The organism is Rhodoferax sp. (assembly GCF_028689295.1).
Taxonomy (GTDB): domain Bacteria; phylum Pseudomonadota; class Gammaproteobacteria; order Burkholderiales; family Burkholderiaceae_C; genus Rhodoferax.
The window spans coordinates 1-20111 of sequence record NZ_JAQTWL010000017.1; the positions used below are offsets into that span (position 1 = coordinate 1).

The window sequence follows — 20111 nt, forward strand, 5'->3', positions numbered from 1 at the left end:
GGTGACAACGTGTCGATCACGGTCAAGCTGATTGCCCCGATCGCCATGGAAGAAGGCCTGCGCTTTGCCATCCGTGAAGGCGGTCGTACTGTCGGCGCCGGTGTCGTGGCCAAGGTGATTGCGTAAGTCATCGGCGAAAGACAGACGAAATAACAAAGGGGCATAGCTCAATTGGCAGAGCGTCGGTCTCCAAAACCGAAGGTTGTAGGTTCGATTCCTACTGCCCCTGCCACCTGACGAAGCTTGTCAGGTGTTCAAAAAGCCCGCTACTCACCTGGCGGGCTTGCGCATCTTAGGATCGCAAAATTTTGGTGACAGATTAAACGGGCAATATCAACATAACATGGCCACCCCTCAAGTTCAAACCGTCAATACCACTGCCGATAAAGCCAAGCTGGCGGCGTCGATTGCTTTGGTGATTGCTGCCCTGGTTGCCTACTACGCGTTGAGCAAGCAGGGTCCGTTGTTCCAGTGGTTGGGATTGCTGGCCTGCCTGGCCCTGGCTGTTGTGATTTTCCTGGTCTCGGAATCCGGAAAGGCGCTGACGGCTTTTGCCCAGGATGCCGTTCGTGAAGTCAAAAAAGTCGTTTGGCCTGCCCGCAAGGAAGCCATCCAGATGACGCTTTATGTGTTTGGTTTCGTATTGATCATGGCGCTCTTTCTGTGGTTGACCGACAAAACGCTGGAATGGTTTTTTTATGACCTTATTTTGGGGTGGAAAAAATAATGACAGATGTGATGGAAACCCCGATGGATGGTGCCGAAGGTAGCCAGGCTGCGCCAGTGGTGGTGCCTGTGAACCCTGATCTGCGCTGGTATGTGGTCCATGCCTATTCGGGCATGGAGAAAACCGTTGAGCGCAACATTCAGGAACGCATCAACCGCTCCGGCATGGAGAACAAGTTCGGCCGCATTCTGGTGCCCATGGAAGAAGTGGTCGAGATCAAGAACGGCCAGAAGAAGACCACCGAGCGCAAATTCTTTCCGGGTTATGTGCTGGTCGAAATGATCATGGACGATGACACCTGGCATCTGGTCAAGCACACCAACAAAGTGACAGGTTTTGTCGGTGGCGGAAAAACACGCCCGTCGCCTATTTCAGAAGCCGAAGTCCAGAAAATCGTCAGCCAGATGCAGGAAGGCACTGAAAAGCCGCGTCATAAGGTCGAATTCGTGGTGGGCGAGTATGTGCGCGTCAAGGAAGGTCCTTTTGCCGACTTCAATGGTTCGGTGGAAGAAGTGAATTACGAGAAAAGCAAGGTCCGGGTCGCGGTCACCATTTTTGGTCGCGCGACACCTGTCGAGCTTGAGTTTTCCCAAGTGGAAAAAGCCTGATCAGGCGCATTTGAATTTGTATTTCGCACTTTCCGACTCGGTGCGAATGTCGAAGAAGCGAGTCGTTAATGTCGGGGAGCCCGAACTGCAGTTTGCAGATGAAGGCGTTAGTACCCGTTAGGAGTTAAACATGGCGAAAAAAATCGTCGGTTTTGTCAAGCTGCAAGTGCCAGCTGGTAAAGCCAACCCATCCCCTCCCATTGGCCCGGCCCTGGGTCAACGTGGCTTGAACATCATGGAATTCTGCAAGGCATTCAATGCCCAGACCCAGGGTGTCGAGCCCGGACTGCCACTGCCTGTGGTGATCACCGCCTTTGCTGACAAGAGCTTCACTTTTGTCATCAAGTCGCCGCCGTCTTCGGTGCTGATCAAAAAAGCCGTCAAGCTCGACAAGGGTTCGGCCAATCCGCTCAAGACCAAGGTCGGCAAGATCACCCGTGCCCAGCTCGAAGAAATCGCCAAGACCAAAATCAAGGACCTGACCGCTGCCGACATGGATGCAGCCGTTCGTACCATCGCCGGCTCTGCCCGCTCGATGGGTGTGACCGTGGAGGGTGTTTAAATGACGCGCTTGACTAAAAAACAAAAAACCCAGCAAGGCAAAGTGGACAGCGGCAAGCTGTACGCGATTGGCGACGCTCTGGGTCTGGTGAAAGAGTTTGCCAACGCCAAGTTCGATGAATCCATCGACGTGGCGGTGCAGCTCGGCATCGATGCCAAGAAATCCGACCAGGTGGTGCGTGGTGCCGTCGTGTTGCCCAACGGCACCGGCAAGACCAAACGCGTTGCCGTGTTCGCCCAGGGCGCCAAGGCTGAAGAAGCCAAGGCTGCCGGCGCTGACATTGTTGGCATGGACGACCTGGCTGCCATGATCAAGGCCGGCGATATGCCGTTTGACGTGGTGATTGCCGCCCCTGACGCCATGCGTGTCGTGGGTACCCTGGGCCAGATCCTCGGTCCACGTGGCCTGATGCCCAACCCCAAGGTGGGTACCGTCACGCCCGATGTGGCCACTGCCGTCAAAAACGCCAAGGCCGGTCAGGTCCAGTTCCGTGTTGACAAGGCTGGTATTGTGCATTCCACCATTGGTCGCCGCTCGTTTGACAGTGACAAGTTGCAAGGCAATCTGGCCGCTTTGGTCGATGCCCTGGTCAAAGCCAAGCCTGCCACCAGCAAGGGTCTGTATTTGCGCAAGGCTGCTATTTCCAGCACCATGGGTGTTGGCGTGCGCGTCGATCTGCAAACGATCGCCGCGTAAGGTGAGAAATTGGGCTGTCTGAAAGGACAGCCTGACGTGGTGGGCTGCGGTGGCTTCCAGGCTGCCGCAGGCCATCCGAGACCGTTGGTGTGCCGAACCGCAAGGTGATGGCGCTTAATCAATGAAAACCAACGCAGATGGCGATCCCGCTGCCCAAGAATTTAAAAGTTCCCAAACAGTTGGTCGCTGCAATATGGTGTGCCCTGATGTGAGATTTAAAACAGCACAAACGGGTACTTTTTAAGGAGTTGACCTTGAGTTTAAATCGCAGTGAGAAAGAAGCGGTCATCAGTGAAGTGACTGGCCTCGCCGCTAAAGCTCAAACGCTCGTGATAGCGGAATACCGTGGCATCACGGTCGCTGATATGACCAAATTGCGCACGACCGCGCGCAGCAATGGTGTGGCCCTGAGCGTGTTGAAAAACACGCTGGCCCGTCGTGCTGTCGCCGGTAGCAGCTTTGAAGTCGTGTCCGACCAGATGACCGGTCCGCTGATCTATGGCTTTTCTGAAGATGCTGTAGCGGCTGCAAAAGTAGTCGCTGACTTCGCCAAAACCAACGACAAGTTGGTGATTCGCGGTGGCGCATTTGCGGGCAAGGCCCTGGACGTGAACGGCGTGAAGCAGTTGGCAAGCATCCCTTCCAAGGAAGTGTTGCTGGCACAGTTGCTGGGCTTGATGCAGTCTCCCATTTCGCGCATTGCGCGTGTGATGGCGGCTTTGGCAGAGCAAAAAGGAGGCGGCGCAGAAGCTCCCGCAGAGGCCGTTGCAGCGTAACGCTTGCAATGAACAGAAATTAATCAATTGTTAGGAAACAAAATGGCATTCGATAAAGACGCATTTTTGACCGCGCTCGACAGCATGACGGTCATGGAACTCAACGACCTGGTGAAAGCCATCGAAGAGAAGTTTGGTGTCAGCGCTGCGGCCATGTCCGCACCCGCTGCCGGTGGTGGCGCTGCCGCTGCCGTGGCCGAAGAAAAGACCGAATTCAACGTGGTTCTGCTTGAAGCAGGCGCCCAAAAGGTGTCGGTCATCAAGGCCGTGCGCGAGATCACCGGTCTGGGCCTGAAAGAAGCCAAAGACATGGTGGACGGCGCTCCGAAAAACGTCAAGGAAGGCGTTTCCAAGGCTGATGCTGATGCCGCTTTGAAGAAGCTGGTTGACGCTGGTGCCAAGGCCGAACTCAAGTAATTGAGTCGTCCCGCGGGCTGGAGTGCTGTCACAGGCCTCCAGCCCTTGGTGTTTTTGCAGAACACACTGGAAAGCGACTTTTTTAAGAGTTTTCCAGTGTCTTCTAACCCCGACAGCAGAAGATACCTTGGTTCGGGTTGCATGCAAGGTGCAACCGTCCGCCATTGATTGGTAGTGGCCAATCACCAAGCGTTAACGTCGTCCAGGACCGTCACAGTCCTCATTTGCCCGGAGATTTCATGGCTTATTCATACACCGAACGCAAACGGATACGTAAAAACTTTGGCAGCCGCGACAGCGTGCTGGCGATCCCCTACCTGCTGCAAATGCAGAAAGATGCCTACACGGCCTTTTTGCAGATGGACGTTTCGGCTAAAAAGCGCACCGACGAAGGCCTGCAAGCTGCCTTCAACGCGGCGTTCCCAATCATCTCGCATAACGGTTTTGTCGAGATGAAGTACCTTGACTACAACCTCGCCAAACCGGCCTTCGATGTGCGTGAATGCCAAACACGCGGCCTGACCTTTTCCTCGGCCGTGCGCGCCCGCGTTCAGCTGATCATTTATGACCGCGAGTCATCCACGTCGCAAAACAAGGTGGTCAAGGAAGTCAAGGAGCAAGAGGTTTACATGGGCGAAGTGCCCCTGATGACCGAAAAAGGCTCGTTTGTCATCAACGGCACCGAGCGTGTCATTGTGTCGCAGCTGCACCGCTCGCCCGGCGTGTTTTTCGAGCACGACAAGGGCAAGACCCACAGCTCGGGCAAGCTGCTGTTTTCGGCGCGCATCATCCCCTACCGCGGCTCCTGGCTCGACTTCGAGTTCGACCCCAAGGACATCCTGTATTTCCGGGTAGACCGCCGCCGCAAGATGCCGGTCACCATTTTGCTCAAGGCCATCGGCCTGAACAACGAGTCGATCCTGGCCAACTTCTTTGTCAATGACAACTTCCGCCTGATGGACAGCGGCGCGCAAATGGAATTTGTCGCCGAGCGCCTGCGCGGTGAAGTGGCACGCTTCGACATCACCGACAAGAGCGGCAAGGTGATCGTGGCCAAGGAAAAGCGCGTCACTGTGCGCCATACCCGCGAGCTGGAGCAGTCCAATACCACGCATATTTCGGTGCCCGAAGACTTTTTGGTGGGCCGCATCGTGGCGCGCAACGTGGTCGATGCCGAGACCGGTGAAATCATTGCCAAGGCCAACGAAGAGCTGACTGAAGTGCTGCTCAAGAAACTGCGCACGTCGGGTGTGCAGGAACTGGCCTGCATCTACACCAACGAGCTCGATCAGGGCCCCTACATTTCGCAGACCCTGCGCACCGACGAAACGGCCGACGAATTTGCCGCCCGTGTCGCCATCTACCGCATGATGCGCCCCGGCGAGCCGCCGACCGAAGACGCCGTGCAAGCCCTGTTCCAGCGCCTGTTCTACAACCCCGACACCTACGATCTGTCGCGCGTCGGGCGCATGAAGTTCAACGCCAAGATGGGACGCCCGGAATCGACCGGCCCGATGGTGCTGACCAACGAAGACATCCTGGCCGTGGTCAAGGTGCTGGTCGATCTGCGCAACGGTCACGGCCAGGTCGATGACATCGACCACCTTGGCAATCGCCGTGTGCGCTGTGTCGGCGAACTTGCCGAAAACCAGTACCGCATGGGTCTGGCCCGTATCGAAAAAGCAGTCAAGGAGCGCCTGGGTCAAGCCGAGCAGGAACCCCTGATGCCGCACGACCTGATCAACAGCAAGCCGATTTCGGCGGCGTTGAAAGAGTTCTTCGGTGCGTCGCAGTTGTCCCAGTTCATGGATCAGACCAACCCGCTGTCCGAGATCACCCACAAGCGTCGCGTCTCTGCCCTCGGCCCGGGTGGTCTGACGCGTGAACGTGCCGGCTTCGAGGTGCGCGACGTGCACGTCACCCATTACGGTCGTGTCTGCCCCATTGAAACGCCCGAAGGCCCGAACATCGGCCTGATCAACTCGCTGGCCCTGTACGCGCGCCTCAACGACTACGGCTTTATTGAAACGCCGTACCGTCGCGTGGTCGATGCCAAAGTCACGATGGACATCGATTACCTGTCGGCCATTGAAGAAGGCAAGTACGTCATCGCTCAGGCAAATGCCGTGCTGGACAAGGAAGGCCGCCTCACTGGCGACCTGATTTCGGCGCGTGAAGCCGGCGAAACCGTCATGGTCACCGCCGACCGCGTGCAGTACATGGACGTGTCGCCGGCGCAAATCGTGTCGGTGGCAGCCTCGCTGGTGCCGTTTCTGGAGCACGACGACGCCAACCGCGCCTTGATGGGCGCCAACATGTCGCGCCAGGCCGTGCCCGTGCTGCGTCCGGAAAAACCGATGGTCGGCACCGGCATCGAACGTGTCGCCGCCATTGACTCCGGCACCGTGGTGGTCGCCACCCGGGGCGGCGTGGTGGACTATGTCGATGCCACCCGTGTCGTGATCCGCGTCAACGACGCCGAAGCGCAGGCCGGTGAAGTGGGGGTGGACATCTACAACCTCATCAAATACCAGCGCTCCAACCAGAACACCAACATCCACCAGCGTCCGATCGTCAAAAAAGGCGACCACCTGGCCAAGGGTGATGTGATTGCCGACGGCGCCTCCACCGACCTCGGTGAACTGGCGCTGGGCCAGAACATGCTGATCGGCTTCATGACCTGGAACGGCTACAACTTCGAAGATTCGATTTTGATCAGCGAGCGCGTGGTGGCCGACGACTGCTACACCTCCATCCACATCGAAGAGCTGGTGGTGATGGCGCGCGACACCAAGCTCGGTGCTGAAGAAATCACGCGCGACATTCCCAACCTGAGCGAGCAGCAACTCAATCGCCTGGACGAGTCGGGCATCATCTATGTCGGGGCAGAAGTGCAGCCCGGCGACACGCTGGTCGGCAAGGTCACGCCCAAGGGCGAGACCACCCTGACGCCCGAAGAAAAACTGCTGCGCGCCATCTTTGGTGAAAAAGCCAGCGACGTCAAGGACACGTCGCTGCGCGTTGACCAGGGCTCGCAGGGCACGGTCATCGACGTGCAGGTGTTCACCCGCGAAGGCATCACCCGTGACCGCCGCGCCCAGCAGATCATCGACGATGAACTCAAGCGCTTCCGGCTGGACCTGAACGACCAGTTGCGAATTGTCGAGGCCGACGCGTTTGCCCGTATCGAGAAACTGCTGGTCGGCAAGGTCGCCAACGGCGGTCCGCAAAAACTGGCCAAGGGCAGCAAGCTCGACACCGCCTACCTGGCTGCGGTCGAGAAGTTCCACTGGTTCGATATTCGTCCGGCCGACGAAGACGTGTCGGCACAACTCGAGAGCATCAAGAATTCGCTCGAACAAACCCGCCACCGCTTTGACCTGGCGTTCGAAGAAAAACGCAAGAAGCTCACGCAGGGCGACGAGTTGCCCGCGGGCGTGCTGAAAATGGTCAAGGTGTATGTGGCCGTCAAGCGCCACCTGCAACCCGGTGACAAGATGGCCGGCCGTCACGGCAACAAGGGTGTGGTTTCCAAGATTGTGCCGGTGGAAGACATGCCGCACATGGCTGACGGTACCCCTTGCGACATCGTGTTGAACCCGCTGGGCGTGCCGTCACGGATGAACGTGGGTCAGGTGCTCGAAGTCCACCTGGGCTGGGCTGGCAAAGGCATCGGCCAACGCATTGGCGACATGCTGCAGCATGAAAGCCGCGTTGCCGAGTTGCGCGAATTTCTGGGCGAGATCTACAACAGCACCGGCCGCAAGGAAGACCTCGCGCAGCTCGACGATGGCCAGTTGCTCGCCATGGCAGAGAACCTGACCACCGGCATGCCGTTTGCCACGCCGGTGTTCGATGGTGCCACCGAGGACGAAATCCGCGCCATGCTCAAGCTGGCTTACCCGGATGACATCGCAGCCGCCAAGGGCCTGACGCCCACGCGCACGCAGGCTTACCTGTACGACGGTCGCACCGGCGACCGCTTCGAGCGCCCGGTCACGGTGGGTTACATGCACTACCTCAAATTGCATCACCTGGTCGATGACAAGATGCATGCCCGCTCCACTGGCCCCTACAGCCTGGTCACGCAGCAGCCGCTGGGCGGCAAGGCGCAGTTTGGCGGCCAGCGCTTTGGTGAAATGGAAGTGTGGGCACTCGAAGCCTACGGTGCAGCCTACACCTTGCAGGAAATGCTCACCGTCAAGTCGGACGACGTGCAGGGCCGCACCAAGGTCTATGAGAGCATCGTCAAGGGTGAGCACTCGATCGAAGCCGGCATGCCGGAGTCGTTCAATGTGCTGGTCAAGGAAATCCGCTCATTGGGTCTGGATATCGAGCTGGAACGCTCGTAATTGATTAAAGGAAAAAAGTTATGAAATCATTACTCGACCTGTTCAAGCAATTTACGCCCGACGAGCATTTTGATGCCATCAAAATCGGCATGGCTTCGCCCGAGAAAATTCGTTCCTGGTCTTTTGGCGAGGTCAAAAAACCGGAAACCATCAACTACCGCACCTTCAAACCCGAGCGTGATGGTCTTTTTTGCGCCAAGATTTTTGGCCCCATCAAGGACTACGAATGCCTGTGCGGCAAATACAAGCGCCTCAAGCACCGCGGGGTCATTTGCGAAAAATGCGGCGTTGAAGTCACCCAGACCAAGGTGCGCCGTGAACGCATGGGCCACATTGATCTGGCCGCGCCGTGCGCCCACATCTGGTTCCTGAAGTCCCTGCCCAGCCGTTTGGGCCTGGTGCTGGACATGACCCTGCGTGACATCGAGCGCGTGTTGTACTTTGAAGCCTATGTGGTGACCGACCCCGGCATGACCCCGCTGAAGAAATACAGCATCATGTCGGAAGACGACTTCGACGCCAAGTTCAAGGAATACGGCGACGAGTTCCAGGCCAAGATGGGTGCCGAAGGCGTCAAGGATTTGCTGCAAAACCTCGACATCGACAGCTCCATCGAGAAGCTGCGCAACGATCCCACCGGCTCTGATCTCAAGATCAAGAAGAACACCAAGCGCCTCAAGCTGCTCGAAGCGTTCAAGAAATCCGGCATCAAGCCCGAGTGGATGGTGCTCGATGTGCTGCCGGTGCTGCCGCCTGACCTGCGCCCCCTGGTGCCGCTCGACGGTGGCCGTTTTGCCACCTCCGACCTCAACGACCTGTACCGCCGCGTCATCAACCGCAACAGCCGTCTGCGCCGCCTGCTTGAACTCAAGGCACCGGAAATCATTGCCCGCAATGAAAAGCGCATGCTGCAGGAAGCGGTTGACTCACTGCTCGACAACGGCCGTCGCGGCAAGGCCATGACCGGCGCCAACAAGCGCGCGCTCAAGTCGCTGGCCGACATGATCAAGGGCAAGGGCGGTCGTTTCCGTCAAAACCTGCTGGGCAAGCGCGTCGATTACTCTGGTCGTTCCGTGATTGTGGTCGGCCCCACGCTCAAACTGCACCAGTGCGGTCTGCCCAAGCTGATGGCCCTGGAGTTGTTCAAACCCTTCATCTTTGCGCGCCTGGAAGCCATGGGCATTGCCACCACCATCAAGGCAGCCAAGAAGGAAGTTGAAACCGGCACGCCGGTGGTCTGGGACATCCTCGAAGAGGTCATCAAGGAGCACCCCGTCATGCTCAACCGGGCGCCCACGCTGCACCGTTTGGGTATCCAGGCTTTTGAGCCGATCCTGATCGAAGGCAAGGCCATCCAGCTGCATCCGCTGGTCTGTGCCGCGTTCAACGCCGACTTCGACGGTGACCAGATGGCCGTTCACGTGCCCTTGTCCGTCGAAGCACAGATGGAATGCCGCACCCTGATGCTGGCCTCCAACAACGTGCTGTTTCCGTCCAACGGCGAGCCCTCCATCGTGCCGTCGCAAGACGTGGTTCTGGGCTTGTACTACACCACCCGCGACCGCATCAACAGCAAGGGCGAAGGCCTGGTGTTTGCCGATACCGGTGAAGTGCAACGCGCCTTTGACGCGGGCGAAGTCGAAATGAGCTCGCGCATCAGCGTGCGCCTGACCGAGTACACCAAGGACAAGGAAACCGGCGAACTCACGCCCAGCACCAGCCTGGTCGAAACTTCGGTCGGCCGCGCCCTTTTGTCGGAAATTCTGCCCAAGGGCCTGCCCTTCGCCTTCATCAACAAGGCCCTGAAGAAAAAGGAAATCTCGCGCCTCATCAACGCTTCGTTCCGCAAGTGCGGCCTGAAGGAAACCGTGGTGTTTGCCGACAAACTGCTGCAATACGGCTTCCGCCTGGCCACCCGTGCCGGCATCTCGATCTCGATCGAGGACATGCTGGTGCCCACGGAAAAACCGGGCATCATCGAACGCGCCGAAGCCGAGGTCAAGGAAATTGCCACCCAGTACACCTCCGGTCTGGTGACCGCCGGCGAGCGCTACAACAAGGTGGTGGATATCTGGGGCAAGGCCGGTGACGAAGTCTCCAAGGTGATGATGGGCCAGCTTTCCAAAGAAACCGTCATCGACCGCCACGGCAACCAGGTGCCGCAAGAGTCGTTCAACTCCATCTACATGATGGCCGACTCCGGCGCCCGCGGTTCTGCAGCCCAGATCCGCCAGGTGGCGGGTATGCGCGGTTTGATGGCCAAGCCTGACGGCTCCATCATCGAGACGCCCATTACGGCCAACTTCCGAGAAGGCCTGAACGTGCTGGAATACTTTATTTCCACCCACGGCGCGCGTAAGGGTCTGGCTGACACGGCGTTGAAAACCGCCAACTCGGGTTACCTGACCCGTCGTCTGGTCGACGTGACCCAAGACCTGGTAGTGACCGAACAAGACTGCGGCACCCACGCTGGCTACCTGATGCGCGCCATTGTGGAGGGCGGCGAAACTATCGAATCACTGCGTGACCGCATCCTGGGCCGCACTGCCGCTGACGATATCCTGCACCCCGAGAACCAGTCGGTGCTGGCACCGGCCGGCACCATGCTTGATGAAGACATGATCGACGGGCTGGAACTGGCGGGTGTCGACGAAGTCAAGGTGCGCACCGCGCTCACCTGCGAAACCCGCTTTGGCATTTGCGCCCGTTGCTACGGCCGCGACCTGGGCCGTGGTGGCTTGGTCAACGGCGGTGAGGCAGTGGGTGTGATTGCGGCCCAGTCGATTGGCGAGCCCGGCACCCAGCTGACCATGCGGACCTTCCACATCGGTGGTGCTGCGTCTCGTGCGGCCATTGCTTCCAGTGTCGAAGCCAAGTCCAACGGCAACATCGGTTTTAACACCACGATGCGTTATGTGACCAACGGCAAGGGCGAACTGGTGGTCATTTCCCGCTCTGGCGAGATCGTCATTCATGACGAGCATGGCCGTGAACGTGAGCGCCATAAAGTGCCTTACGGCGCCATCCTGACGATCAAGCCAGACCAGACCATCAAGGCCGGGACCATTCTGGCCAACTGGGATCCGCTGACGCGCCCCATCATCACTGAATACGCGGGACAGGCCCGATTTGAAAACGTCGAAGAAGGACTGACCGTGGCCAAGCAGGTTGATGAGGTGACCGGCTTGTCAACCCTGGTGGTGATCGACCCGAAGCGCCGCGGCTCTGCCAAGGTGGTGCGTCCGCAAGTCAAGCTGATCGATGCTGTAGGCAACGAGGTCAAGATCCCGGGCACCGACCATGCGGTGACGATCGGTTTCCCGATTGGCGCATTGGTGCAGGTGCGTGACGGCCAGGACGTGGGACCCGGCGAGGTGCTGGCCCGGATTCCGGTCGAGGGTCAGAAAACCCGCGACATTACCGGCGGTTTGCCGCGCGTGGCCGAGTTGTTCGAAGCCCGCTCGCCCAAAGACAAGGGTGTGCTGGCCGAGATGACCGGCACCATTTCATTCGGCAAGGAAACCAAGGGCAAGATCCGCCTGCAGATCACCGACCTCGAAGGCAAGGTCTGGGAAGAACTGGTGCCCAAGGAAAAGAACATGTTGGTGCACGAGGGCCAGATCGTTAACAAGGGCGAAGTGGTGGTGGACGGCCCGGCCGACCCGCAGGACATCCTGCGCCTGCTGGGCGCCGAAGAACTGGCGCGCTACATCGTCGATGAAGTGCAGGACGTGTACCGTTTGCAGGGCGTGAAGATCAACGACAAGCACATTGAAGTGATCGTGCGCCAGATGCTTCGCCGCGTGGTGGTCGAGGCCGCGGGGGATTCCAACTACATCGTGGGTGAGCAGGTGGAACGTTCGGAAATGCTCAATACCAACGACGCCTTGCGTTCTGAGGGCAAGATTCCGGCGACATTCACCAACCTGCTGCTCGGTATCACCAAAGCCTCGCTGTCAACCGATAGCTTCATCAGCGCGGCTTCCTTCCAGGAAACCACCCGCGTGTTGACCGAAGCCGCCATCATGGGCAAACGCGACGGCCTGCGCGGCCTGAAGGAAAACGTCATTGTGGGTCGCCTGATCCCGGCCGGTACCGGTCTGGCGTATCACGAAGCCCGCAAGGTGCGTGAAAACATGGACGACGCCGAGCGTCGCGCCATTGCTGAAACCGAAGCGGCCGAACTGGCGCTGGCCAGTGAGCAGGACCAGGATGAAAGTGCCGACGTCAAGTAATTGACCCTCAAGCAAAAAAACGCCTCACGCCCTGTTTTCAAGGGCCTGAGGCGTTTTTTCATACTGAATCATGAACACGCATTCCCAGATTCCCCTTTGGCGACAATTGCAGGCCTGCGCCAGGGTGTTGCAGGCGATCCTCGGCGGCGCTTCTGGCACGGCGGCGATCGGTGCTGTGGATGCAGCGCTGCGCCCCGGCGTGCAGGCGCTCAGCTTTGCGGTGCTGCGCTCGCTGGGGCGGGCACAGGCCCTGCGCTGTCTGCTGGCGCCGCGCAAGCCATCGGCGCCGGTGGATGCCTTGCTGTGCAGTGCGCTGGCCTTGCTGTCGCAGGAATCAGAGGCGCCTTATGACGCGTTTACCCTGGTCAATCAGACGGTGGAAGCGGCCAAGAAAACGCCCAAGTTGAAAGCCCAGGCTCCTTTTATCAATGCTTGCTTGCGGCGTTTCTTGCGTGAGCAGGCGACCCTGCTGGCGCAAGTGGCGCTGGACCCGGTGGCGCGCTGGAACCACCCGGCCTGGTGGCTGGCCCGGACGCAGGCCGAGTGGCCGACGCACTGGCAAGCCCTCCTGGAGGCCAACAACGCCCAGGCGCCGATGGTGTTGCGCGTCAACACTCGGCGCACCAGTGTGGCCGACTACCTCAAAAAGCTCCAGGCGGCTGGCCTGGAGGCACAACCATTGGGTTTGGTGGGCGTGGTGTTGCAGCACGCCAGCGCGGTGGGGCAGATTCCGGGTTTTGCTGACGGACTGGTATCGGTGCAGGACAGCGCAGCGCAATGGGCCGCGCCCCTGCTGTTGACGGGTTTGCGCGGCCAGACGCCACTGCAGGTGCTTGATGCCTGCGCCGCGCCCGGCGGCAAAACGGCGCATTTGCTGGAGTTTGCCGATGTGGCGCTCACCGCGCTCGACATCGACGCCGAGCGTTGCCAGCGCATTTACGACAACCTGCAGCGTCTTGGGCTCGTGGCCCGGATCGTGGCCGCCGATGCGGCTGATCTGCCGTCCTGGTGGACGGGCCAGTTTTTTGATGCGATTTTGCTCGACGCCCCTTGCTCGGGCTCCGGCGTGGTGCGCCGCCACCCCGACATCCGCTGGTTGCGCCGGCCCACCGACATGGCGCAACTGGCCCGGCAGCAGGCCAGGCTGCTCGCGGTACTGTGGCCCTTGCTTAAACCCGGTGGCCGCTTGCTGTATGGCACCTGTTCGGTCTTTCATGCCGAGGGGCAAGATCAGATCAAGGCGTTCCTTGGCAACAACAACAATGCCATATTGTTGCCATCGCCCGGGCATTTGTTGCCGGGGCAGGTCGCGCAATGGCCAGGTGTCGATGACAATCCAAATCGTGAGCATGATGGTTTTTATTACGCGCTGCTGGAAAAGTCTGCTGCCTAGTCTGTTGCTGGGCTGGCTGGCTACGGCTGTGCTTGGTCTCGGCCTGGCGCAGGCGCAGGCGCCGTCTTCTGAGGCACCGCAGTCGTTGCGCCTGGAGCGTGCCGATGACGCGCTCTGGCTTTCCACCCAGCTTGAATTCGAGTTGTCGCAGGCGGTGGTCGATGCGCTGCACAAAGGCATCCCGATCTATTTTGTGGCCGACGCCGATGTGTTGCGGGAGCGCTGGTACTGGACCAACAAAAAAGTGGCCACAGCCAGGCGCCAGTTTCGTCTGGCCTACCAGCCCTTGACGCGCCAGTGGCGGCTCAACATCATCTCCGGCCAGATCGTCGAAGCTGAACTGGGTCTGTCGTTGAACCAGAATTTTGAATCCTGGAGCGAGGCGCTCAACGCCGTGCGCCGCATTTCCAGGTGGAAGATTGCCGATGCCGCAAACCTGGCGGCAGATGCCCGGCACATTGTCGATTTCCGTTTCAGGCTCGATCTGGCCCAATTGCCACGGCCCCTGCAGATTGGCACTCTGGGTCAATCGGACTGGTCAATCGAGCTCAGCAGAGAGCAGATTCTTGAAGGCGAGACGGTCAAATGAGACTGCCGTCGAGCGCCACAGTTCCGTCTGAAAAGCATTCCAGGGCGGTGCGCTGGCTGCTGGTTCTGGGTCTTGTGGTGATGGTGGCCATTGGCCTGATCCTGCTTTTTTTATTGACCCAGGCCACCACCAACCGCGACCTGTACGAGCAAAACTACGCCAAGCTGTTTGCCGTCAACGTGGTGGTGGCGGTGCTGCTGTTGGGGGTCATCAGCTGGATCGCGGTGCGCTTGATCCGGCGGTTGATGAAGAAAAAATTTGGCAGCCGTTTGTTGGTCAAGCTGGCCGCCATTTTTGCCCTGGCCGGTTTTGCCCCGGGCGTGCTGATCTATGTCGTGTCGTACCAGTTTGTGACGCGCTCCATCGAGAGCTGGTTCGATGTCAAGGTGGAGGGCGCGCTGGACGCCGGCCTGAATCTGGGGCGAACCACGCTGGAGGCCTTGTCGGCTGATCTGGCGGGCAAGGCCCGCGCCGGGGCTGCCAGGCTTGCCGACACGCCTGACGTCAGTGCCGCCTTGCCACTGGAGCGTGCGCGTGATGCCATGGGCGCCGATGATCTTATTTTGTGGGGTTCCTCCGGCCGTTTGATTGCGGCGTCCGGTCAGTCGCGCTACCAGCTCAATCCGGAGTTGCCCAACGCCCAGCAGTTTCGCGCCGCGCGGACGCAAGGCGTCATCACCTGGATCGAGGGCCTGGACGATGCCGTGGTGAGCGACCAGAACCCGTCCCGCATCAAAGCCCTGGCGCTGGTCACGAGCAATCAATTGGGCTCATTCAATGAGCCGCGCTACGTGTTGGCGGTCAAGACGCTGCCCGACACCCTGGTGGCCAATGCCATGGCGGTGACACAGGCCAACCGTGAATACCAGGAGCGGGCGCTGGCCCGCGACGGCCTGCGCCGCATGTACATTGGCACGCTCACGCTAAGCCTGTTCATGGCGGTTTTTGGCGCCGTGCTGCTGGCGGTGCTCATTGGCAACCAGTTGGCCCGGCCCTTGCTGCTGCTGGCCGATGGCGTGCGCGAAGTGGCCGCTGGCGACCTGACGCCAAAGGCATTTCTGCGCGGCACCGATGAACTCGACGGGCTGACCCGATCCTTTTCACAAATGACGCAGCAACTCTCCGATGCACGCCAGGCGGTGCAGACCAGCATGGCGCAGGTGAGCGCGGCGCATGCCAATTTGCAAACCATTCTGGACAACCTGACCGCCGGTGTCATGGTGCTCGACGCCAAGGGGGTGATCAGCGCCTCCAACCCCGGTGCCACCCGTATCTTGCGGGTGCCAATGGCAGCGCATCAGGGCCAGCCCCTGGCCGAGGTGGAAGGGCTGCAGAGCTTTGGCCAGCAGGTGCAGGAACAGTTCGACAATTTTTTCAGCACGCACAGCGAACGCACGCTGGACCACTGGCAGCAGTCCTTTGAATTGGGCGGGATAGGCCGGGCCCAAAGCGGCCGTCCGCCCAACGATGTGATCACCCTGGTGACGCGCGGTGCCGCCCTGCCGGGTGAGCAGCGCTTGCTGGTGTTTGACGATATTTCAGAAATCGTTTCTGCCCAACGGGCGCAGGCCTGGGGCGAAGTGGCACGGCGCCTGGCGCACGAGATCAAGAACCCGCTCACCCCCATCCAACTGTCAGCCGAGCGACTGGAAATGAAGCTAACTGGCAAGCTGGGCGCCACCGAGCAGGCCATGCTGACCAAATCGGTCAAAACAATTGTCGATCAGGTCGATGCCATGAAACGCCTGGTCAATGAATTCCGCGATTACGCGCGCTTGCCGGCTGCAGAACTCAAGCCGGTCAAGCTCAACGACCTGGTGGCGGATGTCCTGCACCTGTACGCCAACGACCTGGAGCAGGTGCCTGTCATGACCGAGCTCGACCCCGACTGCCCCGTCATCATGGGCGATGCCCAGCAATTGCGCCAAGTGCTGCACAACCTGCTGCAAAACGCGCAGGATGCCACCTTGAGCGCCGGGCATGCGGATGCCGATCATGCGGTGCTGATCAAGACCCAATGCCAAGCCAGCACACGCCGTGTCCGCCTGGCGGTATTGGACTGCGGCACCGGGTTTCCGGACCACATTCTGAAACGGGCGTTCGAACCCTATGTGACCACCAAGGACAAGGGCACCGGACTGGGCCTGGCGGTGGTCAAGAAAATTGCGGATGAGCACGCCAGCCGTGTGACGATCTCGAACCGGCTGGAGAACGATACGATCGTCGGAGCGCAAGTGTCGTTATCATTCGCGGTAGAGCAGACGCCAAACCCGCAGGTCATTTGATGGGACATGCTGATACCATTTTCAAGGGAAATAAAAGTACATGGCTAACATTCTGGTAGTGGATGACGAACTGGGCATTCGTGATTTGCTCTGTGAGATTCTTAACGACGAAGGACACACCGTCGAGTTGGCCGAAAACGCCGCGCAGGCCCGCGCCGCACGCTTGCGCGAGGCGCCTGATCTGGTGCTGCTCGACATCTGGATGCCCGACACCGACGGCGTCACGCTGCTCAAGGAATGGTCAGCCGCCGGCGCCCTGACCATGCCGGTGATCATGATGAGCGGGCACGCCACCATCGACACTGCGGTCGAAGCCACCCGCATTGGCGCGCTGGCATTTCTGGAAAAACCGATCACCCTGCAAAAGCTGCTCAAGGCGGTTGAACAGGGCCTGACGCGTGGCGCGCTACGCAAATTGACGCAGTCGATGCCTTCGGTGGGCCTGAAAAAAGGCACGGTGGCGCTGGCCGACATGCCCATCAGTGCGGTCGAACTGGCGCCAGAACCAGGCATGCAGGCCACGCAAAATTTCATGCTCGACAAGCCGCTGCGCGAAGGTCGCGATGAATACGAAAAAGCCTATTTTGAATTTCACCTGGCCAAGGAAAATGGCTCCATGACCCGCGTTGCCGAAAAGACCGGCCTCGAGCGCACCCACTTGTACCGCAAGCTCAAGCAACTCGGTGTTGACCTGACGCGCAAACGCGGCTGAAAAATCAAATCTGCGCCTCAAAACGACCCTTTGCGCTGCTAGAATACGCCCCTTAGGCCTGGTAGCTCAGTCGGTAGAGCAGAGGATTGAAAATCCTTGTGTCGGTGGTTCGATTCCGCCCCGGGCCACCAAATAGCAAAATGGTTCGTTACTGTAGAAGCAGTAGCGAACCATTTTTTTTTGCTGGGTTGTAGGCAACCTTTAGGCAACTTGCCCGAATCCAGCGCCAGCGAATGCCACCGTTCAGCAGAGTTTCGTAACGGTCACAAAAACCCAGCAGGCAAAAAAAGCCCAGCGGATTAGGCTGGGTCGTAACTCTTTCGAGCCGCGCTCAGGGAGGTAAAGCGCAGGGGCTTGATGCCCAAATGCACTGTATCACCTGCAACTGGGGCCAGCTCACGGAAAATTTGTAAGTATGGTCAGTGGTTGTAACAACGACCGCATCAAGCCGCCCTCTTCCGTATCTTCTCCGGTCCCTGCGGGCTGATGCCGGTCTATTTTTGCATGGGCGCGTTGATTCTCAGCCCATCGGACGGCAGCCCTGAAGATTTCGCAGACTTGCACTTGGTCCCTATTGCCGATGCTGTGGCCGGTCAAGGCTGGCGCGATTGCGCCTTGGCCTCGGCGTAGCCTGCGTACAACTGCGCGTACACCGGGCCGGGCTGGCCGGTACCGACTGCCTGGCCGTCGAGAAGGGTCACAGGCAGCACTTCCTTGGTGGCCGATGACAGCAGCAGCTCGTCTGCGTGCTTGACTTCGTCGCGGCTGAGGCGGCGCAGTTCAAACGGGATGCCACGGGCGTGACATATTTCTTCGATCAGGCCATAGCGAATGCCTTCGAGCACCAGGTTGTCTTTGGGCGCGCCCAGCACCTTACCGTCCTTGACCACCCAGACGTTGCTGGCGGCGGCTTCGCTTAAAAAACCATCGCGGAACATCACGGTTTCCAGGGCACCGGCGTCATAGCCGATCTGGCGCGCAAACACGGCGCCCAGCAGGCTGGTGCTTTTGATGTGGGCTTTCTCCCAGCGGAAGTCGTCGGCTGTGACGCAGGCCACGCCCTGGCTGCGTTGCGCCTCAGTGGGCAGCGTCATGGCGTTGGTCATGACAAACACGGTGGGCGTGATGTCGGTGGGCATGACATGGTCGCGCAGGGCCACGCCGCGCGTGATCTGGATGTAGATCAGCTGGTCAAGCGCATCAGCGCCAACGCCTTTGGAGGCCGCAAAAGCCGTCATCAATTGCTTGGCGACGTCGGCCCACTGAGTGTGCGTCAGCGGGTTGGCGACGCGGAACTCGGCCAGGTTGCGGTCAAGCCGCGCCATGTGCTGGGCAAAGCGGAACAAGCGGCCACCGTAGGCCGGCACCACTTCATAGACGCCGTCGCCAAAAATGAAGCCACGGTCCATCACGCTGATTTTGGCATTGGGCAGAGTGGTGAATTCACCGTTGAGGTAACAAGGCAGGGAAGGTAAGGTTGTCATGCCTGAATTATGCGTGGACCGGCCGCTTGCCAGCTATTTTTGCAGCGCCTCGTCCAGCACTTCGATCCAGTGCCGCACCGGCGTGTCGGTGCCGCTTTGCAGGTGGGTGATGCAGCCGATGTTGGCCGAAACGATCTGCGCCGGCTGGTCGGCGCCAAAAGTGGTGGCCAGGTTGGCCAGTTTGCGGTCGCGTAATTGGTAGGAAATGCTGGGGTTGAGCACACTGTAGGTGCCCGCCGAGCCGCAGCACAGGTGCGCTTCGCAGCCGGTGGTCTTGACGTTGAAGCCGAGCTCACCCATGTACTTTTCCACGCCGCCGCGCAACTGCATGCCGTGCTGCAACGAGCAGGGCGGGTGAAAGGCAATGCGGCTGGCGCTGCCCTGTACCCGGCTCTTGAGCTTGTCTGCCAGTTCCGGTAGCCATTCGCTGACATCTTTGGTAAGTTCGCTCACGCGCTTGGCCCTGGTGGCGTAATGCGGGTCGTCGCGCAGGATGTGGCCGTATTCCTTCACCGTGACACCGCAGCCCGAGGCGTTGATGACGATGCCCTCCACACCGGTCTCGATGTGCGGCCACCAGGCGTCGATGTTGGCGCGCATCTCGGCCATGCCGCCGTCCTGGTCGTTGAGGTGGAACTTGACGGCGCCGCAGCAACCCGCCTTGGCCGCCACCACGCACTGGATGCCGGCGGCATCGAACACCCGCGCCGTGGCGCTGTTGATGTTCGGGCTCATGGCGGGTTGCACGCAACCTTCGAGCACCAGCACCTTGCGCTTGAGCGCACGCGTGGGCGTAGGGCCGGCGTTCTGCCTGGTCGGCACCTTGTTTTGCAGCGCGTGCGGCAGCAGCGGCCGCACCAGTTGGCCCAGCGCCATGGCCGGGGCGAACAGCGGTGACGGCAGGCCTTCCTTGAGCGCCCAGCGTAGCGCGCGCTCGCCCGCCGGGCGCGGCACCTGCTCATCGACCAGCTTGCGGCCGATGTCGAGCAAATGGCCGTATTGCACGCCACTGGGGCAGGTGGTTTCGCAGTTGCGGCAGGTCAGGCAGCGGTCCAGGTGCTGCTGCGTCTTGCGCGTGGGCACGGTGCCTTCGAGCACCTGTTTCATCAGGTAAATGCGACCGCGCGGACCGTCAAGCTCGTCACCGAGCAGCTGGTAGGTGGGGCAGGTGGCGGTGCAAAAACCGCAGTGCACGCATTTGCGCAGAATGGCTTCAGCCGCTTGGCCGTCGGGCGTGCCCTGGTATTGGGCGCTGAGTTGGGTTTGCATAGTCTG

Annotated in this window: 14 protein-coding genes, 2 tRNA genes and 1 pseudogene; 15 read left to right on the forward strand and 2 right to left on the reverse strand. The window is 59.8% G+C overall.

The genetic code is table 11. From position 1 onward, the window contains the following. The 15 genes and pseudogenes from PHF15_RS13295 to PHF15_RS13365 form a co-directional block, all read left to right on the forward strand. A pseudogene (locus tag PHF15_RS13295) lies at positions 1-126 on the forward strand (elongation factor Tu); the annotation flags it as partial. A gap of 30 nt (positions 127-156) precedes the next feature. Beyond that, positions 157-232: transfer RNA gene (locus PHF15_RS13300), tRNA-Trp, on the forward strand. Positions 233-343: 111 nt separating this feature from the next. Next, positions 344-727, forward strand: a complete 384-nt coding sequence (gene secE / locus PHF15_RS13305; RefSeq protein ID WP_300121836.1) for a preprotein translocase subunit SecE — start codon at positions 344-346, stop codon at positions 725-727. A gap of 23 nt (positions 728-750) precedes the next feature. After that, on the forward strand, positions 751-1335 hold the full coding sequence (gene nusG / locus PHF15_RS13310; protein WP_300121837.1) for a transcription termination/antitermination protein NusG: 585 nt from the start codon (positions 751-753) through the stop codon (positions 1333-1335). A gap of 130 nt (positions 1336-1465) precedes the next feature. Further along, positions 1466-1897: a 50S ribosomal protein L11 gene (rplK, locus tag PHF15_RS13315; protein WP_300121765.1), complete on the forward strand. Its 432-nt coding sequence runs from the start codon at positions 1466-1468 to the stop codon at positions 1895-1897. Further along, on the forward strand, positions 1898-2593 hold the full coding sequence (gene rplA / locus PHF15_RS13320) for a 50S ribosomal protein L1 (RefSeq protein ID WP_300121767.1): 696 nt from the start codon (positions 1898-1900) through the stop codon (positions 2591-2593). Between the two features lie 254 nt (positions 2594-2847). Beyond that, positions 2848-3369 carry a 50S ribosomal protein L10 gene (gene rplJ / locus PHF15_RS13325; RefSeq protein ID WP_300121838.1) on the forward strand — a complete coding sequence of 174 codons (522 nt, stop codon included), beginning with the start codon at positions 2848-2850 and terminating at the stop codon, positions 3367-3369. Between the two features lie 42 nt (positions 3370-3411). Beyond that, entirely contained in the window at positions 3412-3786 is a 375-nt protein-coding gene (rplL, locus tag PHF15_RS13330; protein ID WP_300121769.1) for a 50S ribosomal protein L7/L12, read from the forward strand. Positions 3787-4025: 239 nt separating this feature from the next. Then, positions 4026-8138: a DNA-directed RNA polymerase subunit beta gene (gene rpoB / locus PHF15_RS13335; RefSeq protein WP_300121770.1), complete on the forward strand. Its 4113-nt coding sequence runs from the start codon at positions 4026-4028 to the stop codon at positions 8136-8138. Positions 8139-8158: 20 nt separating this feature from the next. Then, the gene (rpoC, locus tag PHF15_RS13340) at positions 8159-12373 is read left to right on the forward strand and encodes a DNA-directed RNA polymerase subunit beta' (protein ID WP_300121772.1); all 4215 of its coding nucleotides are present in this window, start codon (positions 8159-8161) and stop codon (positions 12371-12373) included. Positions 12374-12443: 70 nt separating this feature from the next. After that, positions 12444-13766 carry a 16S rRNA (cytosine(967)-C(5))-methyltransferase RsmB gene (gene rsmB / locus PHF15_RS13345; protein ID WP_300121774.1) on the forward strand — a complete coding sequence of 441 codons (1323 nt, stop codon included), beginning with the start codon at positions 12444-12446 and terminating at the stop codon, positions 13764-13766. After that, complete coding sequence (locus PHF15_RS13350; RefSeq protein WP_300121776.1) at positions 13723-14355, forward strand: DUF4390 domain-containing protein; 633 nt, start codon at positions 13723-13725, stop codon at positions 14353-14355. Before rsmB ends, PHF15_RS13350 begins: the two co-directional genes overlap by 44 nt. Beyond that, positions 14352-16640, forward strand: coding sequence for an ATP-binding protein (locus tag PHF15_RS13355; protein ID WP_300121778.1), 2289 nt, complete (start codon positions 14352-14354; stop codon positions 16638-16640). The genes PHF15_RS13350 and PHF15_RS13355 overlap by 4 nt, the downstream gene beginning before the upstream one ends. Positions 16641-16680: 40 nt before the next feature. Then, entirely contained in the window at positions 16681-17352 is a 672-nt protein-coding gene (locus PHF15_RS13360) for a response regulator (RefSeq protein ID WP_300121780.1), read from the forward strand. 55 nt (positions 17353-17407) lie between these two features. Next, positions 17408-17483 (forward strand) — tRNA-Phe (locus tag PHF15_RS13365). 462 nt (positions 17484-17945) lie between these two features. Here the strand turns inward: PHF15_RS13365 and PHF15_RS13370 are convergent. After that, the gene (locus tag PHF15_RS13370) at positions 17946-18836 is read right to left on the reverse strand and encodes an aminotransferase class IV (protein ID WP_300121782.1); all 891 of its coding nucleotides are present in this window, start codon (positions 18834-18836) and stop codon (positions 17946-17948) included. Positions 18837-18869: 33 nt separating this feature from the next. Further along, positions 18870-20105, reverse strand: coding sequence for a glycolate oxidase subunit GlcF (gene glcF / locus PHF15_RS13375; protein WP_300121783.1), 1236 nt, complete (start codon positions 20103-20105; stop codon positions 18870-18872). Positions 20106-20111 lie beyond the last annotated feature (6 nt).